The organism is Cupriavidus pauculus (assembly GCF_008801835.1).
Lineage (GTDB): Bacteria > Pseudomonadota > Gammaproteobacteria > Burkholderiales > Burkholderiaceae > Cupriavidus > Cupriavidus pauculus.
This window is the reverse complement of the sequence record NZ_VZOW01000006.1, coordinates 145,170-161,080: the sequence shown is the minus strand read 5'-3', so window position 1 is coordinate 161,080 and position 15,911 is coordinate 145,170. Positions and strand designations below refer to the sequence as shown.

General features: G+C 64.8%; 13 protein-coding genes. 12 read left to right on the top strand and 1 reads right to left on the bottom strand.

The window, feature by feature from the left end:
- Window positions 1-11: 11 nt before the first annotated feature.
- Window positions 12-527, bottom strand: coding sequence for a (2Fe-2S)-binding protein (locus F7R19_RS09750; RefSeq protein ID WP_150980122.1), 516 nt, complete (start codon window positions 525-527; stop codon window positions 12-14).
- 255 nt (window positions 528-782) lie between these two features.
- Here F7R19_RS09750 and F7R19_RS09745 point away from each other — a divergent pair, with 255 nt between their 5' ends.
- The 12 genes from F7R19_RS09745 to F7R19_RS09690 all read left to right on the top strand — a co-directional run bounded on the left by F7R19_RS09745 (window position 783) and on the right by F7R19_RS09690 (window position 15,870).
- Window positions 783-1,361, top strand: a complete 579-nt coding sequence (locus F7R19_RS09745; protein ID WP_150980121.1) for a YqaA family protein — start codon at window positions 783-785, stop codon at window positions 1,359-1,361.
- Window positions 1,362-1,540: 179 nt separating this feature from the next.
- On the top strand, window positions 1,541-5,515 hold the full coding sequence (locus tag F7R19_RS09740) for a DUF3683 domain-containing protein (RefSeq protein ID WP_061958675.1): 3,975 nt from the start codon (window positions 1,541-1,543) through the stop codon (window positions 5,513-5,515).
- 102 nt (window positions 5,516-5,617) lie between these two features.
- The gene (locus F7R19_RS09735; RefSeq protein ID WP_150980120.1) at window positions 5,618-6,052 is read left to right on the top strand and encodes an HIT family protein; all 435 of its coding nucleotides are present in this window, start codon (window positions 5,618-5,620) and stop codon (window positions 6,050-6,052) included.
- Window positions 6,053-6,220: 168 nt separating this feature from the next.
- Window positions 6,221-8,131, top strand: coding sequence for an ABC transporter ATP-binding protein/permease (locus tag F7R19_RS09730; protein WP_150980119.1), 1,911 nt, complete (start codon window positions 6,221-6,223; stop codon window positions 8,129-8,131).
- 70 nt (window positions 8,132-8,201) lie between these two features.
- The gene (locus F7R19_RS09725) at window positions 8,202-8,618 is read left to right on the top strand and encodes a gamma-butyrobetaine hydroxylase family protein (protein ID WP_150980118.1); all 417 of its coding nucleotides are present in this window, start codon (window positions 8,202-8,204) and stop codon (window positions 8,616-8,618) included.
- A 21-nt stretch (window positions 8,619-8,639) separates the two neighbouring features.
- Window positions 8,640-9,371, top strand: a complete 732-nt coding sequence (gene ubiE, locus F7R19_RS09720) for a bifunctional demethylmenaquinone methyltransferase/2-methoxy-6-polyprenyl-1,4-benzoquinol methylase UbiE (protein ID WP_061958646.1) — start codon at window positions 8,640-8,642, stop codon at window positions 9,369-9,371.
- A 50-nt stretch (window positions 9,372-9,421) separates the two neighbouring features.
- The gene (locus F7R19_RS09715; RefSeq protein WP_150980117.1) at window positions 9,422-10,408 is read left to right on the top strand and encodes a Tim44 domain-containing protein; all 987 of its coding nucleotides are present in this window, start codon (window positions 9,422-9,424) and stop codon (window positions 10,406-10,408) included.
- 101 nt (window positions 10,409-10,509) lie between these two features.
- Window positions 10,510-11,193, top strand: a complete 684-nt coding sequence (locus F7R19_RS09710; RefSeq protein WP_150980116.1) for a ubiquinone biosynthesis accessory factor UbiJ — start codon at window positions 10,510-10,512, stop codon at window positions 11,191-11,193.
- Window positions 11,194-11,267: 74 nt separating this feature from the next.
- Window positions 11,268-12,845, top strand: a complete 1,578-nt coding sequence (gene ubiB / locus F7R19_RS09705) for a ubiquinone biosynthesis regulatory protein kinase UbiB (RefSeq protein WP_150980115.1) — start codon at window positions 11,268-11,270, stop codon at window positions 12,843-12,845.
- 278 nt (window positions 12,846-13,123) lie between these two features.
- Window positions 13,124-14,560, top strand: coding sequence for a high affinity choline transporter 1 (locus tag F7R19_RS09700; RefSeq protein WP_061958673.1), 1,437 nt, complete (start codon window positions 13,124-13,126; stop codon window positions 14,558-14,560).
- A 249-nt stretch (window positions 14,561-14,809) separates the two neighbouring features.
- Complete coding sequence (locus F7R19_RS09695; protein ID WP_150980114.1) at window positions 14,810-15,151, top strand: FmdB family zinc ribbon protein; 342 nt, start codon at window positions 14,810-14,812, stop codon at window positions 15,149-15,151.
- 14 nt (window positions 15,152-15,165) lie between these two features.
- Window positions 15,166-15,870, top strand: a complete 705-nt coding sequence (locus F7R19_RS09690) for a DUF502 domain-containing protein (RefSeq protein WP_150980113.1) — start codon at window positions 15,166-15,168, stop codon at window positions 15,868-15,870.
- Window positions 15,871-15,911: the final 41 nt, after the last annotated feature.

Here is a 15,911-nt window from a genome sequence, read left to right as displayed (position 1 = left end):
ACGGGCCTCCCTTATTCGGCGCTGACCGCGGCGCGCTCGCCGCGCTGCGCGGCGCCACCGGCCTGCATCGCGGCCTGCCCCTGCTGCACGGCGCGCACGATGTTGTGATAGCCGGTGCAGCGGCACAGGTTGCCGTCGAGCTGCTCGCGGATCGTCTGCGCATCGGCATTGGGCTGCTGCGCCAGCAGCGACGTGGCCGCCATCACCATGCCGGGCGTGCAAAAGCCGCATTGCAGGCCGTGGCACTCGCGGAATGCCTGTTGCATCGGGTGCATTTCGCCATTGGCGGCAAGGCCCTCGATGGTGGTCACGCTGGCGCCATCCGCCTGGAGCGCGAGCATGTTGCAGGACTTCACCGCGCGGCCGTCCACATGCACGGTGCAGGCGCCGCACTGGGCGGTGTCGCATCCCACATGCGTGCCGGTCAGGCGAAGCTGCTCGCGCAGAAACTGAACCAGAAGGGTGTTGGGTTCGACCTGGGCGTCAACGGGCTTGCCATTGACCGTCAGGCGGATGGGAATTGCCATGCTTGTCTCCATGTGGGTGGTGCGCGCATGGCCAGCTCCGCCGATCCCGATAATGACGACTGCGCGGGACAGGCCACGACGCGGTACTGCCGCTTGGTTGAGACGGCTATTTCGTGATATTGGTGCTGCCGGGTTTGCCCCATCGACGCGGCGCGATGAACGAATCGCCGCTACAGGCTCTAACAGTTAATCACAAAACCTGGGGTGTCGCCATGCGGGTTACTCTGCGCTTCGCCGCCCTCTGTTATCCGACGCATGGAAGCCTTTATCGACTGGCTGTTCGACACGATTGCACTGCCCAAGGTAGGGCTGCCGGCCATTTTCGTGGTCAGCCTGGTGTCGGCCACGTTGCTGCCGCTGGGGTCCGAGCCGGCCGTGTTCGGCTATGTGAAGCTGAACCCGCAGATGTTCTGGCCCGCCGTGATCGTGGCCACGGCCGGCAATACGCTGGGCGGCGCGATCGACTGGTGGCTGGGCTACGCGGCCAAGCTGGCGCTGGTGCGCTACCGCCAACGGCGCCAGCATCACCAGCATGAACTGGAACACGCCGCGCACCGCCCGCATCCGCGCAAGCGCCAAAAGCCCAAGCTGGACGCGAAATATTTCCGCTGGATGCGCCGCTATGGCCCGCCGACCATGCTGCTGTCGTGGCTGCCGGGCATTGGTGATCCTTTGTGCACGTTGGCCGGATGGTTGCGCATGCCGTTCTGGCAAAGCCTGGGCTATATGGCGATCGGCAAGTTCCTGCGCTACCTGATCATGACCGGCAGCTTGCTTTGGATTCCCGACTCGTTCTGGCACGGCGTGGGAGAGGCGATCCGCCAGTGGTTCTAGAAGATTCGCCAACAGCATGAATTGCATGCAAAGCGCGAAGATCCCGGATCGATTCAGGGGTTATTCGGGCAAAAGGCGAATGGTGCGGTGCAGCGAAACAGGGCGTTGCAGTACAATTGCCCTTTAATGACGAAAATCCGCGCACTGTCCCCGTGCGCAGCTTCGAAGCGGTCCCGCCCATGAACGCCCCACTCGTGCTCGACGCCAAGCTCGCAGCGCAGGACGCCCCGCCGCGCCTGCGCGAGATCCCCTATAACTACACGTCGTTTTCGGATCGCGAGATTGTTATCCGGCTGCTGGGCGAAGAAGCCTGGCGCATTCTCGACGAATTGCGCGGCGAACGCCGCACCGGCCGTTCGGCCCGCATGCTGTACGAAGTGCTGGGCGACATCTGGGTGGTGCGCCGCAATCCGTATCTGCAGGACGACCTGCTCGAAAATCCCAAGCGCCGCCAGATGCTGGTCGGCGCGCTGCACCATCGCCTGAGCGAAATCGAAAAGCGCCGCGCGGCCGATCGCGCCGAGCACGCCGAGCCCGCCGCCGAAGACCGCTCGCACCGCGTTGAGCAACTGGTGGCGTTCGCCAAGCAGGCGATCGAATCGTTCAAGACCGAATTCGCCGAAGCCTATGCGTTGCGCAAGCGCGCGCAGCGCGTGCTGGGCAAGGTTACGCAGAAGGACAACATCAAGTTCGACGGACTGTCGCGCGTGTCGCATGTGACCGACGCCACCGACTGGCGCGTCGAATATCCGTTCGTGGTGCTGACCCCGGATTCCGAGGAAGAGATCGCCGGGCTCGTCAAGGGTTGCTTCGAACTGGGCCTGACCATCATCCCGCGCGGAGGCGGCACCGGTTACACCGGCGGCGCCGTGCCGCTGACGCCGTTCTCGGCCGTCATCAACACCGAAAAGCTCGAACAGCTCGATCCGGTCGAGATGTCCGACCTGCCGGGCGTTGCGCACAAGGTGGCGACGATCTTCTCGGGCGCCGGCGTGGTGACGCGCCGCGTGGCCGACGCGGCCGACAAGGCTGGCCTGGTGTTCGCGGTCGATCCCACGTCGATCGATGCTTCGTGCATCGGCGGCAACGTGGCGATGAACGCGGGCGGCAAGAAGGCGGTGCTGTGGGGCACGGCGCTCGATAACCTGGCGTGGTGGCGCATGGTCGATCCCGAGGGCAACTGGCTCGAGATCACGCGCATGGACCACAACCTGGGCAAGATCCACGATGTGCCGGTCGCCACGTTCGAACTGAAGTGGTCGGACGGCAATCGCAAGCCGGGCGAGAAGGTGCTGCGCACCGAAACGCTGGCCATCGAGGGCCGCAAGTTCCGCAAGGAAGGGCTGGGCAAGGACGTCACGGACAAGTTCCTCGCGGGCCTGCCGGGCGTGCAGAAGGAAGGTTGCGACGGCATCATCACCAGCGCGCGCTGGATCCTGCACCGCATGCCGCGCCATGTCCGCACGGTGTGCCTCGAATTCTTCGGCCAGCCGCGCGACGCCATTCCAAGCATCGTCGAAATCAAGGATTACCTCGACGCCGAATCGAAGCGCGAGGGCGGCGCGATCCTGGCGGGGCTGGAGCATCTGGACGAACGCTATCTGCGCGCGGTGGGATACGCCACCAAGAGCAAGCGCAATGCTTTCCCGAAGATGGTGCTGATCGGCGATATCGTCGGCGACGATGAAGACGCCGTGGCGCGCGCCACCTCGGAAGTGATCCGCATGGCCAACGGCAAGAGCGGCGAAGGCTTTATCGCCGTCAGCCCCGAGGCGCGCAAGAAGTTCTGGCTCGACCGCTCGCGCACCGCGGCCATCGCGCGCCACACCAACGCCTTCAAGATCAACGAAGACGTGGTGATTCCGCTGCCGCGCATGGGCGAATACACCGACGGCATCGAGCGCATCAACATCGAGCTGTCGATCAAGAACAAGCTCAAGCTCACCGACGAACTCGAAGCGTTCTTCGCGCGCGGCAACCTGCCGCTTGGCCGCAGCGACGACGCCAACGAGATTCCCAGCGCCGAACTGCTGGAAGACCGCGTGCAGCACGCGCTGACGCTGCTGCGCGAAATCCGCGCGCGCTGGCGCTATCTGCAGGATCATCTCGATACGCCGCTGGCGGCGGCGCGCGCGTCGCTGATCGGGCACGGTTTGGGCCTGCTCGGCCCCGCTTTCGAACAACGCCTGCAGGTGCAGCCCGATGCGGCGGTGTTCCATCTGCTGCAGGACCGCACCATCCGCGTGAGCTGGAAAACCGAGATCCGCGCCGAGCTACGCAAGATCTTCAACGGCGGCGAATTCAAGCCGATCCTCGACGAAGCGCAGAAGATCCACAAACAGGTGCTGCGCGGCCGGGTGTTCGTCGCGCTGCACATGCATGCCGGCGACGGCAACGTTCACACCAACATTCCCGTCAACTCCGACGACTACGACATGCTGCAGGACGCGCACCGCGCGGTGGCCCGCATCATGGCGCTGGCCCGTTCGCTCGATGGCGTGATTTCCGGCGAGCATGGCATCGGCATCACCAAGCTCGAATTCCTGACCGAAGCCGAGATCGGCGAATTCCGCGACTACAAGCAGCGCGTCGATCCGCAAGGCCGCTTCAACAAGGGCAAGCTGCTGCCCGGCGCGGACCTGCGCAACGCGTACACGCCGTCGTTCGGCCTGATGGGGCACGAGTCCATCATCATGCAGCAGAGCGATATCGGCGCGATTGCCGATAGCGTCAAGGACTGCCTGCGCTGCGGCAAGTGCAAGCCGGTGTGCGCCACGCACGTGCCGCGCGCCAATCTGCTATACAGCCCGCGCAACAAGATCCTGGCGACGTCGTTGCTGGTAGAGGCGTTCCTGTACGAGGAACAGACGCGCCGCGGCGTGTCGATCAAGCACTGGGACGAATTTTCCGACGTGGCCGATCACTGCACCGTGTGCCACAAGTGCGTGACGCCGTGCCCGGTCAAGATCGACTTCGGCGATGTGTCGATGAACATGCGCAACCTGCTGCGCAAGATGGGTCAGAAGAAATTCAACCCGGGCACCGCCGCGTCGATGTTCTTCCTGAACGCGACCAACCCGCAGACCATCAATCTGGCCCGCACGGCCATGATGGGCGTGGGCTACAAGGCGCAGCGCCTGGGCAACGAACTGCTTAAGAAGCTGGCCAGGAAGCAGACCCAGCATCCGCCCGCCACGGTCGGCAAGCCGCCCGTGCAGGAGCAGGTGATCCACTTCATCAACAAGAAGATGCCGGGCAACCTGCCCAAGAAGACGGCGCGCGCGCTGCTGGACATCGAGGACAACGAGATCGTTCCGATCATCCGCAATCCGAAGACGACCACGGCCGAAACCGAGGCCGTGTTCTACTTCCCGGGCTGCGGGTCGGAGCGATTGTTCTCGCAGGTGGGGCTCGCCACGCAGGCCATGCTCTGGCACGTGGGCGTGCAGACCGTGCTGCCGCCGGGTTACCTGTGCTGCGGCTATCCGCAGCGCGGCAACGGCCAGTACGACAAGGCCGAGAAGATGGTCAGCGACAACCGCGTACTGTTCCACCGCGTGGCCAATACGCTGAACTATCTCGACATCAAGACCGTGGTGGTGAGCTGCGGCACCTGCTACGACCAACTTGCCGGCTACGAATTCGACAAGATCTTCCCGGGCTGCCGCATCATCGACATCCACGAGTATCTGCTCGAAAAGGGCGTGAAGCTCGAAGGTGTCACGGGTACGCGCTACATGTATCACGATCCGTGCCACACGCCGATCAAGACCATGGACCCGACCAAGCTGGTGAACGACCTGATGGGCGGCAACCAGGGCGGCGGCAAGATCGAGAAGAACGAACGCTGCTGCGGCGAATCGGGCACGCTGGCGGTGACGCGGCCGGACATCTCCACGCAGGTCCGTTTCCGCAAGGAAGAGGAAATGCGCAAGGGCGCCGACAAGCTGCGTGCCGACGACTTTGGCGGCGATGTGAAGATTCTCACCAGCTGCCCGTCGTGCCTGCAGGGCCTGTCGCGTTATAACGAGGATGCGTCGGTGACCGCTGACTACATCGTCGTGGAGATGGCCAAGCATCTGCTGGGGCCGGACTGGATGCCCGATTACGTGGCCAAGGCAAATGCCGGCGGCATCGAGCGGGTGCTGGTGTAACCGGACGCGGACGGCGGCGCCCAGCGTGCCGCCGCTCGCGATGCGCATCCCGTTCCGCGGCGCGGGAGCGTGCGCGGCAGCTTCGCCCTTTCAGATATCTCGATGAAACGAATTCCCAATTGTCCGTTGTGCGAAGCCGATGGCGGCGAGCTGGTCTGGATGGGGGACCGCGCGCGCGTGATCCTGGTCGAGCGCGACCGTTTTCCGGGATTCTGCCGCGTGGTGTGGAACGACCACGCCGCGGAACTGACCGATCTCGACGATACTGACCAGGCCTGGCTGATGCGGCTGGTGGCGCGCGTCGAGCGGCTGGTGCGCGAGGTCATGACGCCGGACAAGATCAATCTCGCCGCGCTGGGCAACATCGTGCCGCATCTGCATTGGCACATCATTCCGCGCTATCGCTGGGATTCGCATTTCCCCGAGGCCGTCTGGGCCGCGCCGCAACGCGCCGCCGATCCGGCGCGGATCGCCGAGCTGGCCAGCCGGCTGCCGGCGCTGCGCACCGCGCTCGCGGCGCTCGACACCGCCGATTGACCGGCCCGCGCAGCGCGCTTGTCATCCCTCCTGCAAGATTCCCCGCGGCCTTGGTAAAGTGCCGTTGCAGTCTGGTACGGAACCCGCCATCGTGGCGGCGCGTCTGACACCGGTCGAACAACAACACGCCCGCCGGCGCACCGTGCGGCGGGCCAAACCGCTGGCGCCATGTCTTCCACACCGTCGTCCGTTATCGTGCCCGGCCCCGCAGTCCCAGCCGAGGCACTCAAGAACCAGAGCCGGCTGCGCCTGGCCGCTACCTGGGCGCTGATCAAGCCCTACTGGAAATCCGATGACCGCAAGGCGGGCGTCGGCCTGCTGCTGTTGGTGGTGGCGCTGAACCTGGGCATCGTCTATATCAACGTGCTGCTCAACGAGTGGAACCGCGTGTTCTACAACGCCATCGAGCAGCGCGACTACGCGTCGTTCAAGCTGTTGCTGGTGCGGTTTTCCTGGATCGCCGCGGCCTTCATCGTGCTGGCCATCTCGCGCCAGTATTACCAGATGATGCTGCAGATGCGCTGGCGGACGTGGATGACCGGCACGTTCCTGCGGCGTTGGCTCGGCCACCAGGCGTACTACCGCATCGAGCAGACCCATGCCACCGACAACCCCGACCAGCGGCTGGCCGACGATCTGCGCCAGTTCACCGATGGCGCGTTGTCGCTGTCGATGGGCCTGCTCAATTCGGTCGTGACGCTGGTGTCGTTCATCGGCATTCTGTGGACCGTGTCCGGGCCGATCAGCCTGGCGCTGGGCGGCGTCGATCTGACTATTCCCGGCTACATGGTGTGGTTTGCCATTGCCTATGCGGTGGTTGGCTCGCTGATTGCCCACTTCGTGGGGCGTCCGCTGATCGGCCTGTCGTTCCAGCAGGAACAGTACGAGGCAAATTTCCGTTTCATGCTGGTCCGGCTGCGCGAAAACAGCGAGCCGGTGGCGCTGTATCGCGGCGAGCCGACGGAGGAAGCAGGGCTGCGCGCGCGGTTTGAACGCATCCGCGCCAACTGGAACCAGTTGATGCGCTATACGCGCCGCCTGACATTCGTGAATTCGGGCTATGGGCAGTTCGCGATCATCTTCCCGCTGCTGGTTGCCGCGCCGCGGTATTTCTCCGGCAAGCTCACGCTGGGCGGCCTTATGCAGATCAATTCGGCCTTCGGGCAGGTGCAGGGGGCGCTGTCGTGGTTCGTGGACAGCTACGCGACGCTGGTGGGATGGAAAGCGGCAGCCAACCGGCTGATCGATTTCCAGGAAGCCATGCGGGTGGCCGAACGCCAGGACCTGACGCACGAAGGCCCCGGCGATGTCGAAGTGGTGCAGGCTGCGGATCCCGCGCAAGGCGACGTGAGGGTCAGCGGACTGGCGCTGGCGCTGCCGGTGCGAGGCGGCACGGACGTGGACGCAGAAGGCGTCGACCCGCTCCATCATCCGGGCGTGCGGCCGTTGGTCGCGCCGTTCTCACTGTCGATCGCCCCGGGCGAGCGCTGGCTCGTGAACGGGCCGTCGGGGTGCGGCAAGAGCGTGCTGTTTCGCGCGCTGGCGGGCATCTGGCCCTATGGCAGCGGGCGTATCACCGTGCCGCACCGGCGCATGTTGTTCCTGCCGCAGCGCAGCTACCTGCCGATCGGCACGCTTGCCGATGCGTTGTCGTATCCCGACGCCGGCAACGTCCATTCGCGCGAGACGCTGGTCAACGTGTTACACCAGGCGCGGCTGGGCATGCTGGCCAGACACCTGGACGTGTTCGACAACTGGTCGCTGCGGCTGTCGCCCGGCGAACAGCAACGGCTGGCCTTTGCGCGCGCGCTGCTGCAGAAGCCCGATTTCCTGTTCCTGGACGAAGCCACCAGCGCGCTCGACGAGGACACCGAACGCGCGATGTACCAGCTGATGGTGCAGGCGCTGCCCGATGCGGCGATCGTCAGCATTGCGCACCGCAGCACCGTTGCGGCCTTCCATGACCGCAGGCTGCGCTACGTGCCGGTCGGCGATGGCGCGGACGAAAGCGGCGCGGGGCCGCGGGATGGGCAAGGCGAGGGCGGTGGAGTAAGCTATCGGGTCGTACAAGACGCGTGACGGCGACCGTTCTGCCCCCAGTCGCTCCCATGGCACAGAGCGGCGTGCGGATGGCGCCGCGCCCCTGATCATGGCTGGCCTGGAAAAAGACACCCCACACCCCACCGCGCTGACCGTCCACACGCAATCGCGCGTGCTGGAAATCGGCTTCGACAACGGCCGCGCTTGGCGCCTGCCGTTCGAGTTGCTGCGCGTATACTCGCCCTCCGCGGAAGTGCAGGGCCACGGCCCTGGCCAGGAGACGCTGCAGACCGGCAAGCGCGGCGTCGGCATCGCGGCGGTGGAACCGGTAGGCAACTACGCCATCCTGATTCGCTTCGACGACGGCCATGACACCGGCATCTACAGCTGGGAACTGCTGTACCGCCTGGGCGACCAGCAGGATGCGTTGTGGGCGGACTATCTGAAGCGGCTCGAAGTCGCCGGCCTGAACCGCGATGATCCGATGCCCGCCGCGGGCGGCCATGGTTGCGGTCATCACCACTAAATTCAGCCCTGGAGTTTGAGAATGAGCGAGACCCACTTCGGGTTCGAGAAAGTCGACGAAGCGGAAAAGGCCGGCAAGGTTGCCGGCGTATTCCATTCGGTGGCTGCCAAATACGATGTGATGAACGACCTGATGTCCGGCGGCATGCACCGGCTCTGGAAGATGTTCACTATTGCGCAGGCCAACGTGCGACCCGGCCAGAAGGTACTCGATATCGCCGGCGGCACCGGTGATTTGGCCAAGGCGTTCGCCCGGCAGGCGGGCCCGACCGGCGAGGTCTGGCTTACCGATATCAACGAGTCGATGCTGCGCGTGGGACGCGACCGCTTGCTGGACAAGGGCGTCGTGACACCGGTGGCGCTTTGCGACGCTGAAAAGATCCCGTTCCCGGACAACTATTTCGATCTGGTGACCGTGGCGTTCGGGCTCCGGAACATGACGCACAAGGACCGCGCGCTGGCCGAGATGCGCCGCGTGGTCAAGCCGGGCGGCAAGGTGATGGTGCTGGAATTCTCCAAAGTCTGGAAACCGCTCGAAAAAATCTACGACGTCTATTCTTTCAAGGTGCTGCCGTGGCTGGGCGAGCGCGTCGCCGGGGATGCCCCTAGCTATCGCTATCTGGCGGAATCGATCAGAATGCATCCGGACCAGGGTTCACTTGTACGCATAATGGAACAAGTTGGACTGGAAAAGGTCGAATACTTCAATCTGACGGGCGGAGTAGTGGCGCTCCACGTTGGAAGAAAGTATTAATTCGCCATGTTCGGCTAATAATGGCCGAAAATGACAGGGGATCGCAGATAATGTCTTCTTTTCGTGGAAAATTCCTGGCTATTGCGCTGATGGCGACACTGGCCCTCGGGGCAGCGGTCGACGCCAATGCGAAGCGCCTCGGCGGTTCGCGCAGCATCGGCAAGCAATCGTCAACGGTAACGCAGCAGCGCCAGAGCACGCCGCCGCAGCAGAACACCACGCCGGCCCAGCCGGCACAACAGGCCGCGCCTGCCGCGGCCGGTGCTGCGGGCACTGCCGCCGCGGCGGCGCCCAAGCGCAACTGGGGCGGCATGCTGGGCGGTCTGGCGGCCGGTCTGGGCCTGGGCTACCTGCTGTCGCACTTCGGTCTGGGCGGCGCAGCGGCCAGCTTCCTGGCCAATGTGATCATGATTGGCGTGATCGCGCTGATCGCACTGTGGCTCTACCGCAAGTTCCGCGGTGGTTCGGCCCGTTCGCAAACGCCCGCTTACGCCGGCATGGGTAACGGCAGCGCGTCGAACGCCGGCTATGGCGGTGCCAGCCGCCAGGCCGAGCCGACGTTGCGCCAGGCGGAAAGCCCGGTCTTCAACGGGGCGGCATCCAATCCCGTGATGGGCGGGGCGGCTGCCGGTGCTGCGGCTTCCGTCGCGCAGCCATGGGGCGTTCCGGCCGATTTCGATACCGAAGCCTTCCTGCGCAACGCCAAGGTGCACTATGTTCGGCTGCAGGCCGCGTGGGACGCCGGCAATCTCGACGACATCCGCGAATTCACCACGCCCGAGATGTTCGCCGAGATCAAGATGGATCTGACCGAGCGCGGTGCACAGCCCAACAAGACCGATGTCGTGACGCTGGATGCGCAATTGCTTGGCATCGAATCGACGCCGACGCAGCATATCGCCAGCGTGCGTTTCTCGGGCATGATCCGCGAGAACGCGGGCGAGGCCGCGCAGCCGTTCGGTGAGGTCTGGAACCTGGCCAAGTCGACGTCCGGGGACGGCGGCTGGCTGCTGGCCGGGATCCAGCAGGAATCCTGAAGCGGGCCCGTCCTGCCGCGACATGGATGACATGAAGCGGCGGGCGAGTAGCTTAGAATGGAGGCCCACGTGCGCGTGGGCCTTTTTTATTACCGGACGCCATGAACGCTTTGCCGACACCGCTGGCCGCGCCAATCGTCGCCGCACTGAATCACCTGATCGAACAGGAACCATGGGCCTGCAGCCTGCTGGCGCCGTTTGCGGGCCGGGTCGTCCGCTACGACGCGGCGGCATTTTCACTGTCGCTCAACGTGACCGCGCAAGGCGGTGTCGAGCAGGCGCCAGCGGGATCGGAAGCGGCCGTCACGTTGATCGTGCCGCTGCAGCAGTGGCCGCTGGTGGTGGCCGACGTGGCCGAAGGCGGTCAGGCCGCGGCCATGCGTCATGTGCGCATCGAAGGCGATGCCGAACTGGCCAACGTGGTGTCGACGTTGGCGCGCAACCTGCGTTGGGATGCCGCCGAAGACCTGTCGCGCGCGTTGCGCGGTGTGATGGGCGGCCCAGTCAGCGACAGCGTGGCGCAGCGCGTGGTCGAAGGCGCACGCCAGGTGCACGAAAGCGCCACGCGGGTGGGCCGCGCGCTGATCGACAACGTCACCGAATACCTGCTCGACGAGCAGCCGACGCTGGTGCGGCATGCCGCACTGGACGAATTCAGCAGCGACGTGGCGCGTCTGCGCGACGATCTGGCGCGGCTGGAAAAGCGGCTCGAACGCCTGGAGCGGTCGGCAAGCCAGACGCCGGGAGCGGGTTCCCCGGGGTCGCTGCCATCGGCCCACCGCTGAACGCCGGCCGATGATTGCCGCCATGTTGCTTTCCGTCGCCGCGTCGCGCGGCGTTGTCTTCTGAAGATCCCCGCATGACCCGCCTGCTGCGCCTCTGCAAGATTATTTTCATCGTCCTCTACTACGGGCTCGATGAACTCGTGCTGTCCGGTTTCAAGAGCCGGCGCATCAAGTTTCTGGTGCGCGTCATCACCATCGGCCGCAAGCTCGAATTGCCACGCGGCGAGCGTCTGCGCCTTGCGCTGACCGCGCTGGGGCCGATCTTCGTCAAGTTCGGCCAGGTGCTGTCGACGCGCCGCGACCTGATGCCTCCCGACATTGCCGACGAACTGGCCAAGCTGCAGGATCAGGTGCCGCCGTTCGATTCGGCCCTGGCGGTCCGGATCATCGAGAAGTCGCTGGGCAGGCCGCTTGATTACCTGTTTGACAACTTCGAGCACCAGCCGGTGGCCAGCGCGTCGATCGCACAGGTGCACTTTGCCACGCTGCGCGGCGGGCCCAACCACGGCCGCGAGGTGGCCGTGAAGGTGCTGCGGCCCGGCATGCTGCCGATCATCGACAGCGATCTGGCGCTGATGCGCGACATGGCCACGTGGCTGGAGCGCGTCTGGGTCGACGGTCGCCGGCTGAAGCCGCGCGAGGTGGTGGCCGAGTTCGACAAGTACCTGCATGACGAACTCGACCTGATGATCGAGGCGGCCAACGCCAGCCAGTTGCGCCGCAACTTTGCCGACAGCAACCTGCTGTGCGTGCCGGAGGTGTTCTGGGACTGGTGCACGAGCAGCGTGTTCACGATGGAGCGGATGCACGGCATCCCGATTTCCCGTACCGAATCGCTGAAGGCGGCTGGCGTCGACATGCACAAGCTGGCCGAGGAGGGCGTGGAAATCTTCTTCACGCAGGTGTTCCGCGACGGCTTTTTCCACGCCGACATGCACCCGGGCAACATCCTCGTGTCGGTGCAGCCGGAGACGTTCGGGCGCTATATCGCGCTCGATTTCGGCATCGTCGGCGCGCTGTCGGAATTCGACAAGAACTACCTGGCGCAGAATTTCATCGCATTCTTCCGGCGCGACTATCACCGCGTGGCATTGCTGCATGTGGAATCAGGCTGGGTGCCGCCCGAGACGCGTGTCGAGGAACTGGAATCGGCCGTGCGCGCGTGCTGCGAACCCTATTTCGACAAGCCGCTGCGCGAAATTTCGCTGGGCATGGTGCTGATGCGCCTGTTCCAGACGTCGCGCCGCTTCAATGTGGAAATCCAGCCGCAACTGGTGCTGTTGCAGAAGACGCTGCTCAATATCGAAGGACTGGGACGCCAGCTCGATCCCGATCTCGATCTCTGGAAAACCGCCAAGCCGTTCCTGGAACGCTGGATGTACGAGCAGGTGGGATGGCAGGGCGCGTGGGAGCGGGTCAAGGTCGAGGCGCCGCAATGGGCCAAGATGCTGCCCGATTTTCCGCGGCTGGCGCATCAGTTCCTGGAGCGCCGCGCGCTGCAGAACAACGCCGAGCAGGAGCGCCTGCTCGCGCTGCTGGTGCTCGAGCAGCGCCGCACCAACCGCCGGCTGTCCACCGCGCTGCTGCTGGTCGGCGGCTTCCTGGCCGGCATCGTGATCGTGCAGGCGCTGGCCTGGGCGGGTTACTGGTAAGCGCTGCGCTGCGCCGATGCGCCCGATGCCGCACCGACGCGGCGCCACTGTGGGGAATTGACCGCGTCGGCGGGAATTTTTTCCTCCCGCACGGGTCTGCGTCGCTATAATCCGCGGTTTGATTCGGCTACGACCGCTTATGCCCGCCCGGGCGCCCGCGGCCCCGACCGATGAATTGGACTCCGGCCGGAGTCATCCTGGGCAAGCGCCAGGGCCCCGGCCGGCATTCGGTTTTTCGCCACCAGGGCATTTCTGGCTATTTGGGATGGGGCAGCGGCATGCTGATCTGGTTCGTCATCGTCTATTGGATTATCTCGGTCGGCATCGGCCTGTGGGCGGCACTGCGCGTCAAGGGCACCGCCGACTTCGCCGTCGCGGGCCGCAGCCTGCCGTTCTATATCGTCACCGCCACGGTGTTCGCCACCTGGTTCGGCTCCGAGACGGTGCTGGGCATTCCCGCCGTGTTCCTCAAGGAAGGGCTATCGGGCGTGGTGTCCGATCCCTTCGGCTCATCGTTGTGCCTGATCCTGGTAGGTCTGTTCTTCGCCCGGCCGCTGTACCGGATGAACCTGCTCACCATCGGCGACTACTACCATAACCGCTACGGGCGACTGGCCGAAGTGCTGACCACGCTGTGCATCGTGGTGTCGTATCTGGGCTGGGTGGCCGCGCAGATCAAGGCGCTTGGCCTGGTGTTCTACACGGTGTCCGACGGCGCGCTGTCGCAGGACGCGGGCATGATGATCGGGGCGGCCAGCGTGCTGGTCTACACGTTGTTCGGCGGCATGTGGTCGGTGGCCGTGACCGATTTCATCCAGATGATTATCATCGTGGTCGGCATGCTCTACATCGGCTACGAGGTCAGCGGCCAGGCCGGCGGCGTCGCCGCGGTGGTGTCCCACGCAGCCGCGGCCGGCAAGTTCGAATTCCTTCCTTCGCTCGATCTGGTGCAGATCATCGGGTTTGCAGCGGCGCTGTTCACGATGATGCTCGGGTCGATTCCGCAGCAGGACGTATTCCAGCGCGTGACATCGTCCAAGACGGAGAAAATCGCCGGGCGCGCATCGGTGCTGGGCGGCGTGCTGTATTTCTTCTTCGCCTTCATTCCGATGTTCCTGGCCTATTCGGCCACGCTGATCGACCCGGGCATGGTCGAGAAATACATCAACGCCGATTCGCAATTGATCCTGCCAAAACTGATCCTGACCCACGCACCGATGTTCGCGCAGGTAATGTTCTTCGGTGCGCTGCTTTCGGCGATCAAGAGTTGCGCTTCGGCGACGTTGCTGGCGCCGTCGGTGACCTTCGCCGAAAACATCATGCGGCCCTATTTCCGCCATCTCAGCGACAAGCAGTTCCTGCGCGTGATGCAGGCGGTGGTGCTGGTCTTCACGACCCTGGTCACGTTGTTCGCGCTCAATTCGCACCTGTCGATTTTCCATATGGTGGAAAACGCCTACAAGGTGACGCTGGTGTCGTCGTTCGTGCCGCTGGCCTTTGGTCTGTTCTGGAAGCCCGCCACGCGGCAAGGCGGGTTGCTGGCGATTCTGCTCGGCCTGGTGTCGTGGCTGACCTGCGAGGTGGCCTTTGCCGATGCCGCGATGCCCCCTCAAATGGTTGGCCTGCTGTTTTCGATTTCAGGCATGATCTTCGGGTCGCTGCTCCCGCAATGGATCAGCGATCGGCCGTCGGTCCGGGAAGTGCACATCGCTTAACTTTTCATGCGGGAACGCCGTGCCGGGCGGGTCCAGCGCGACGCGGCGATGTGTCGACGACGTTTGCGACCGCGATTGGCCGCTATTCGTGACGGCCTGTCGAACTCCGACGGTTTATAATCCAAAGCTTTGCATCGCCGCACGCCCCCTTGTTGCGACATTGGCCCGCCCCGTTTGGCGGCCTTGTCAAAACCGCGTGGCGCCGCCATTTATCCGCTTTACGTTCCTGATTTCCGCGAAAAAACCATCATGCCGATCTATGCCTACCGTTGCGACGCCTGTGGCCACGGGCGCGATGTGCTGCAGAAGATGAGCGATTCCCCGCTCACGGACTGCCCATCCTGCGGCGCCGCCGGCACCTTCAAGAAGCAGCTCACCGCCGCCGGCTTCCAGCTCAAGGGCTCGGGCTGGTATGTGACGGACTTCCGTGGCGGCAGCGGCGGCGCGACCGGCGCCGCGGCCACGTCCGCTGCACCGGCCTCCGGCGCATCGGGCGCATCGGGCGACTCGTCGGGTTCGACGGGCTCGAGCGCCAGCGCTTCGGCCGCGCCGGCAGCTGGCGGTAACGCCGGCTCCAGCGCCAGCCACTGATCGTCAGGCGCGCCGTGGCCACCAACAAGACTTCCGCTCTCAAGACCTGGTTCCTGACCGGGCTGCTCGTGCTGGTGCCGCTGGGCATCACGCTATGGGTGCTCAACCTGATCATCGGCACGATGGATCAGAGCATGGCGCTGCTGCCGCTGGCGTGGCAGCCCGAGAACCTGTTCGGGCGGCGCATTCCCGGCCTGGGCGCGATTCTGACGCTGCTGTTCATCCTGCTGGTGGGCGTGCTGGCCCACAACTTCATCGGCCAGCGCCTGGTGCGCTGGTGGGAGGCGCTGCTCGGCCACATCCCCGTTGTCGGTCCGATCTACACCAGCGTGAAGCAGGTTTCGGACACGCTGCTGTCCTCGTCCGGCAACGCGTTTCGCAAGGCGCTGCTGGTGCAGTATCCGCGCGAAGGATCGTGGACGATTGCGTTTCTGACCGGGCGCCCGGGCGGAGACGTGCAGAATCACCTCCAGGGCGAATACGTCAGCGTCTATGTGCCGACCACGCCCAATCCGACTTCGGGCTTCTTCCTGATGATGCCCAAGGCCGACACCATCGAGCTGGACATGACCGTCGACGCGGCGCTGAAGTACATCGTGTCGATGGGCGTGGTGGCCCCCGCCGACCTGCCACGCAAGCAAGGCGCGCAGCCCGCGACCGCTGGCGCGCTGGCGATCGGCGCCGATGACGACGAGATCGTCGACACCCATACCAATTGATTGCGCGCGGCCGCGCCTTGCGGCCTCGCTTTACAGGGAAT

Coding starts and splice junctions, on each gene's coding strand:
- F7R19_RS09750 (WP_150980122.1), bottom strand. CDS start 527: ATGGCAATTCCCATCCGCCTGACGGTCAATGGCAAGCCCGTTGACGCC.
- F7R19_RS09745 (WP_150980121.1), top strand. CDS start 783: ATGGAAGCCTTTATCGACTGGCTGTTCGACACGATTGCACTGCCCAAG.
- F7R19_RS09740 (WP_061958675.1), top strand. CDS start 1,541: ATGAACGCCCCACTCGTGCTCGACGCCAAGCTCGCAGCGCAGGACGCC.
- F7R19_RS09735 (WP_150980120.1), top strand. CDS start 5,618: ATGAAACGAATTCCCAATTGTCCGTTGTGCGAAGCCGATGGCGGCGAG.
- F7R19_RS09730 (WP_150980119.1), top strand. CDS start 6,221: ATGTCTTCCACACCGTCGTCCGTTATCGTGCCCGGCCCCGCAGTCCCA.
- F7R19_RS09725 (WP_150980118.1), top strand. CDS start 8,202: ATGGCTGGCCTGGAAAAAGACACCCCACACCCCACCGCGCTGACCGTC.
- ubiE (WP_061958646.1), top strand. CDS start 8,640: ATGAGCGAGACCCACTTCGGGTTCGAGAAAGTCGACGAAGCGGAAAAG.
- F7R19_RS09715 (WP_150980117.1), top strand. CDS start 9,422: ATGTCTTCTTTTCGTGGAAAATTCCTGGCTATTGCGCTGATGGCGACA.
- F7R19_RS09710 (WP_150980116.1), top strand. CDS start 10,510: ATGAACGCTTTGCCGACACCGCTGGCCGCGCCAATCGTCGCCGCACTG.
- ubiB (WP_150980115.1), top strand. CDS start 11,268: ATGACCCGCCTGCTGCGCCTCTGCAAGATTATTTTCATCGTCCTCTAC.
- F7R19_RS09700 (WP_061958673.1), top strand. CDS start 13,124: ATGCTGATCTGGTTCGTCATCGTCTATTGGATTATCTCGGTCGGCATC.
- F7R19_RS09695 (WP_150980114.1), top strand. CDS start 14,810: ATGCCGATCTATGCCTACCGTTGCGACGCCTGTGGCCACGGGCGCGAT.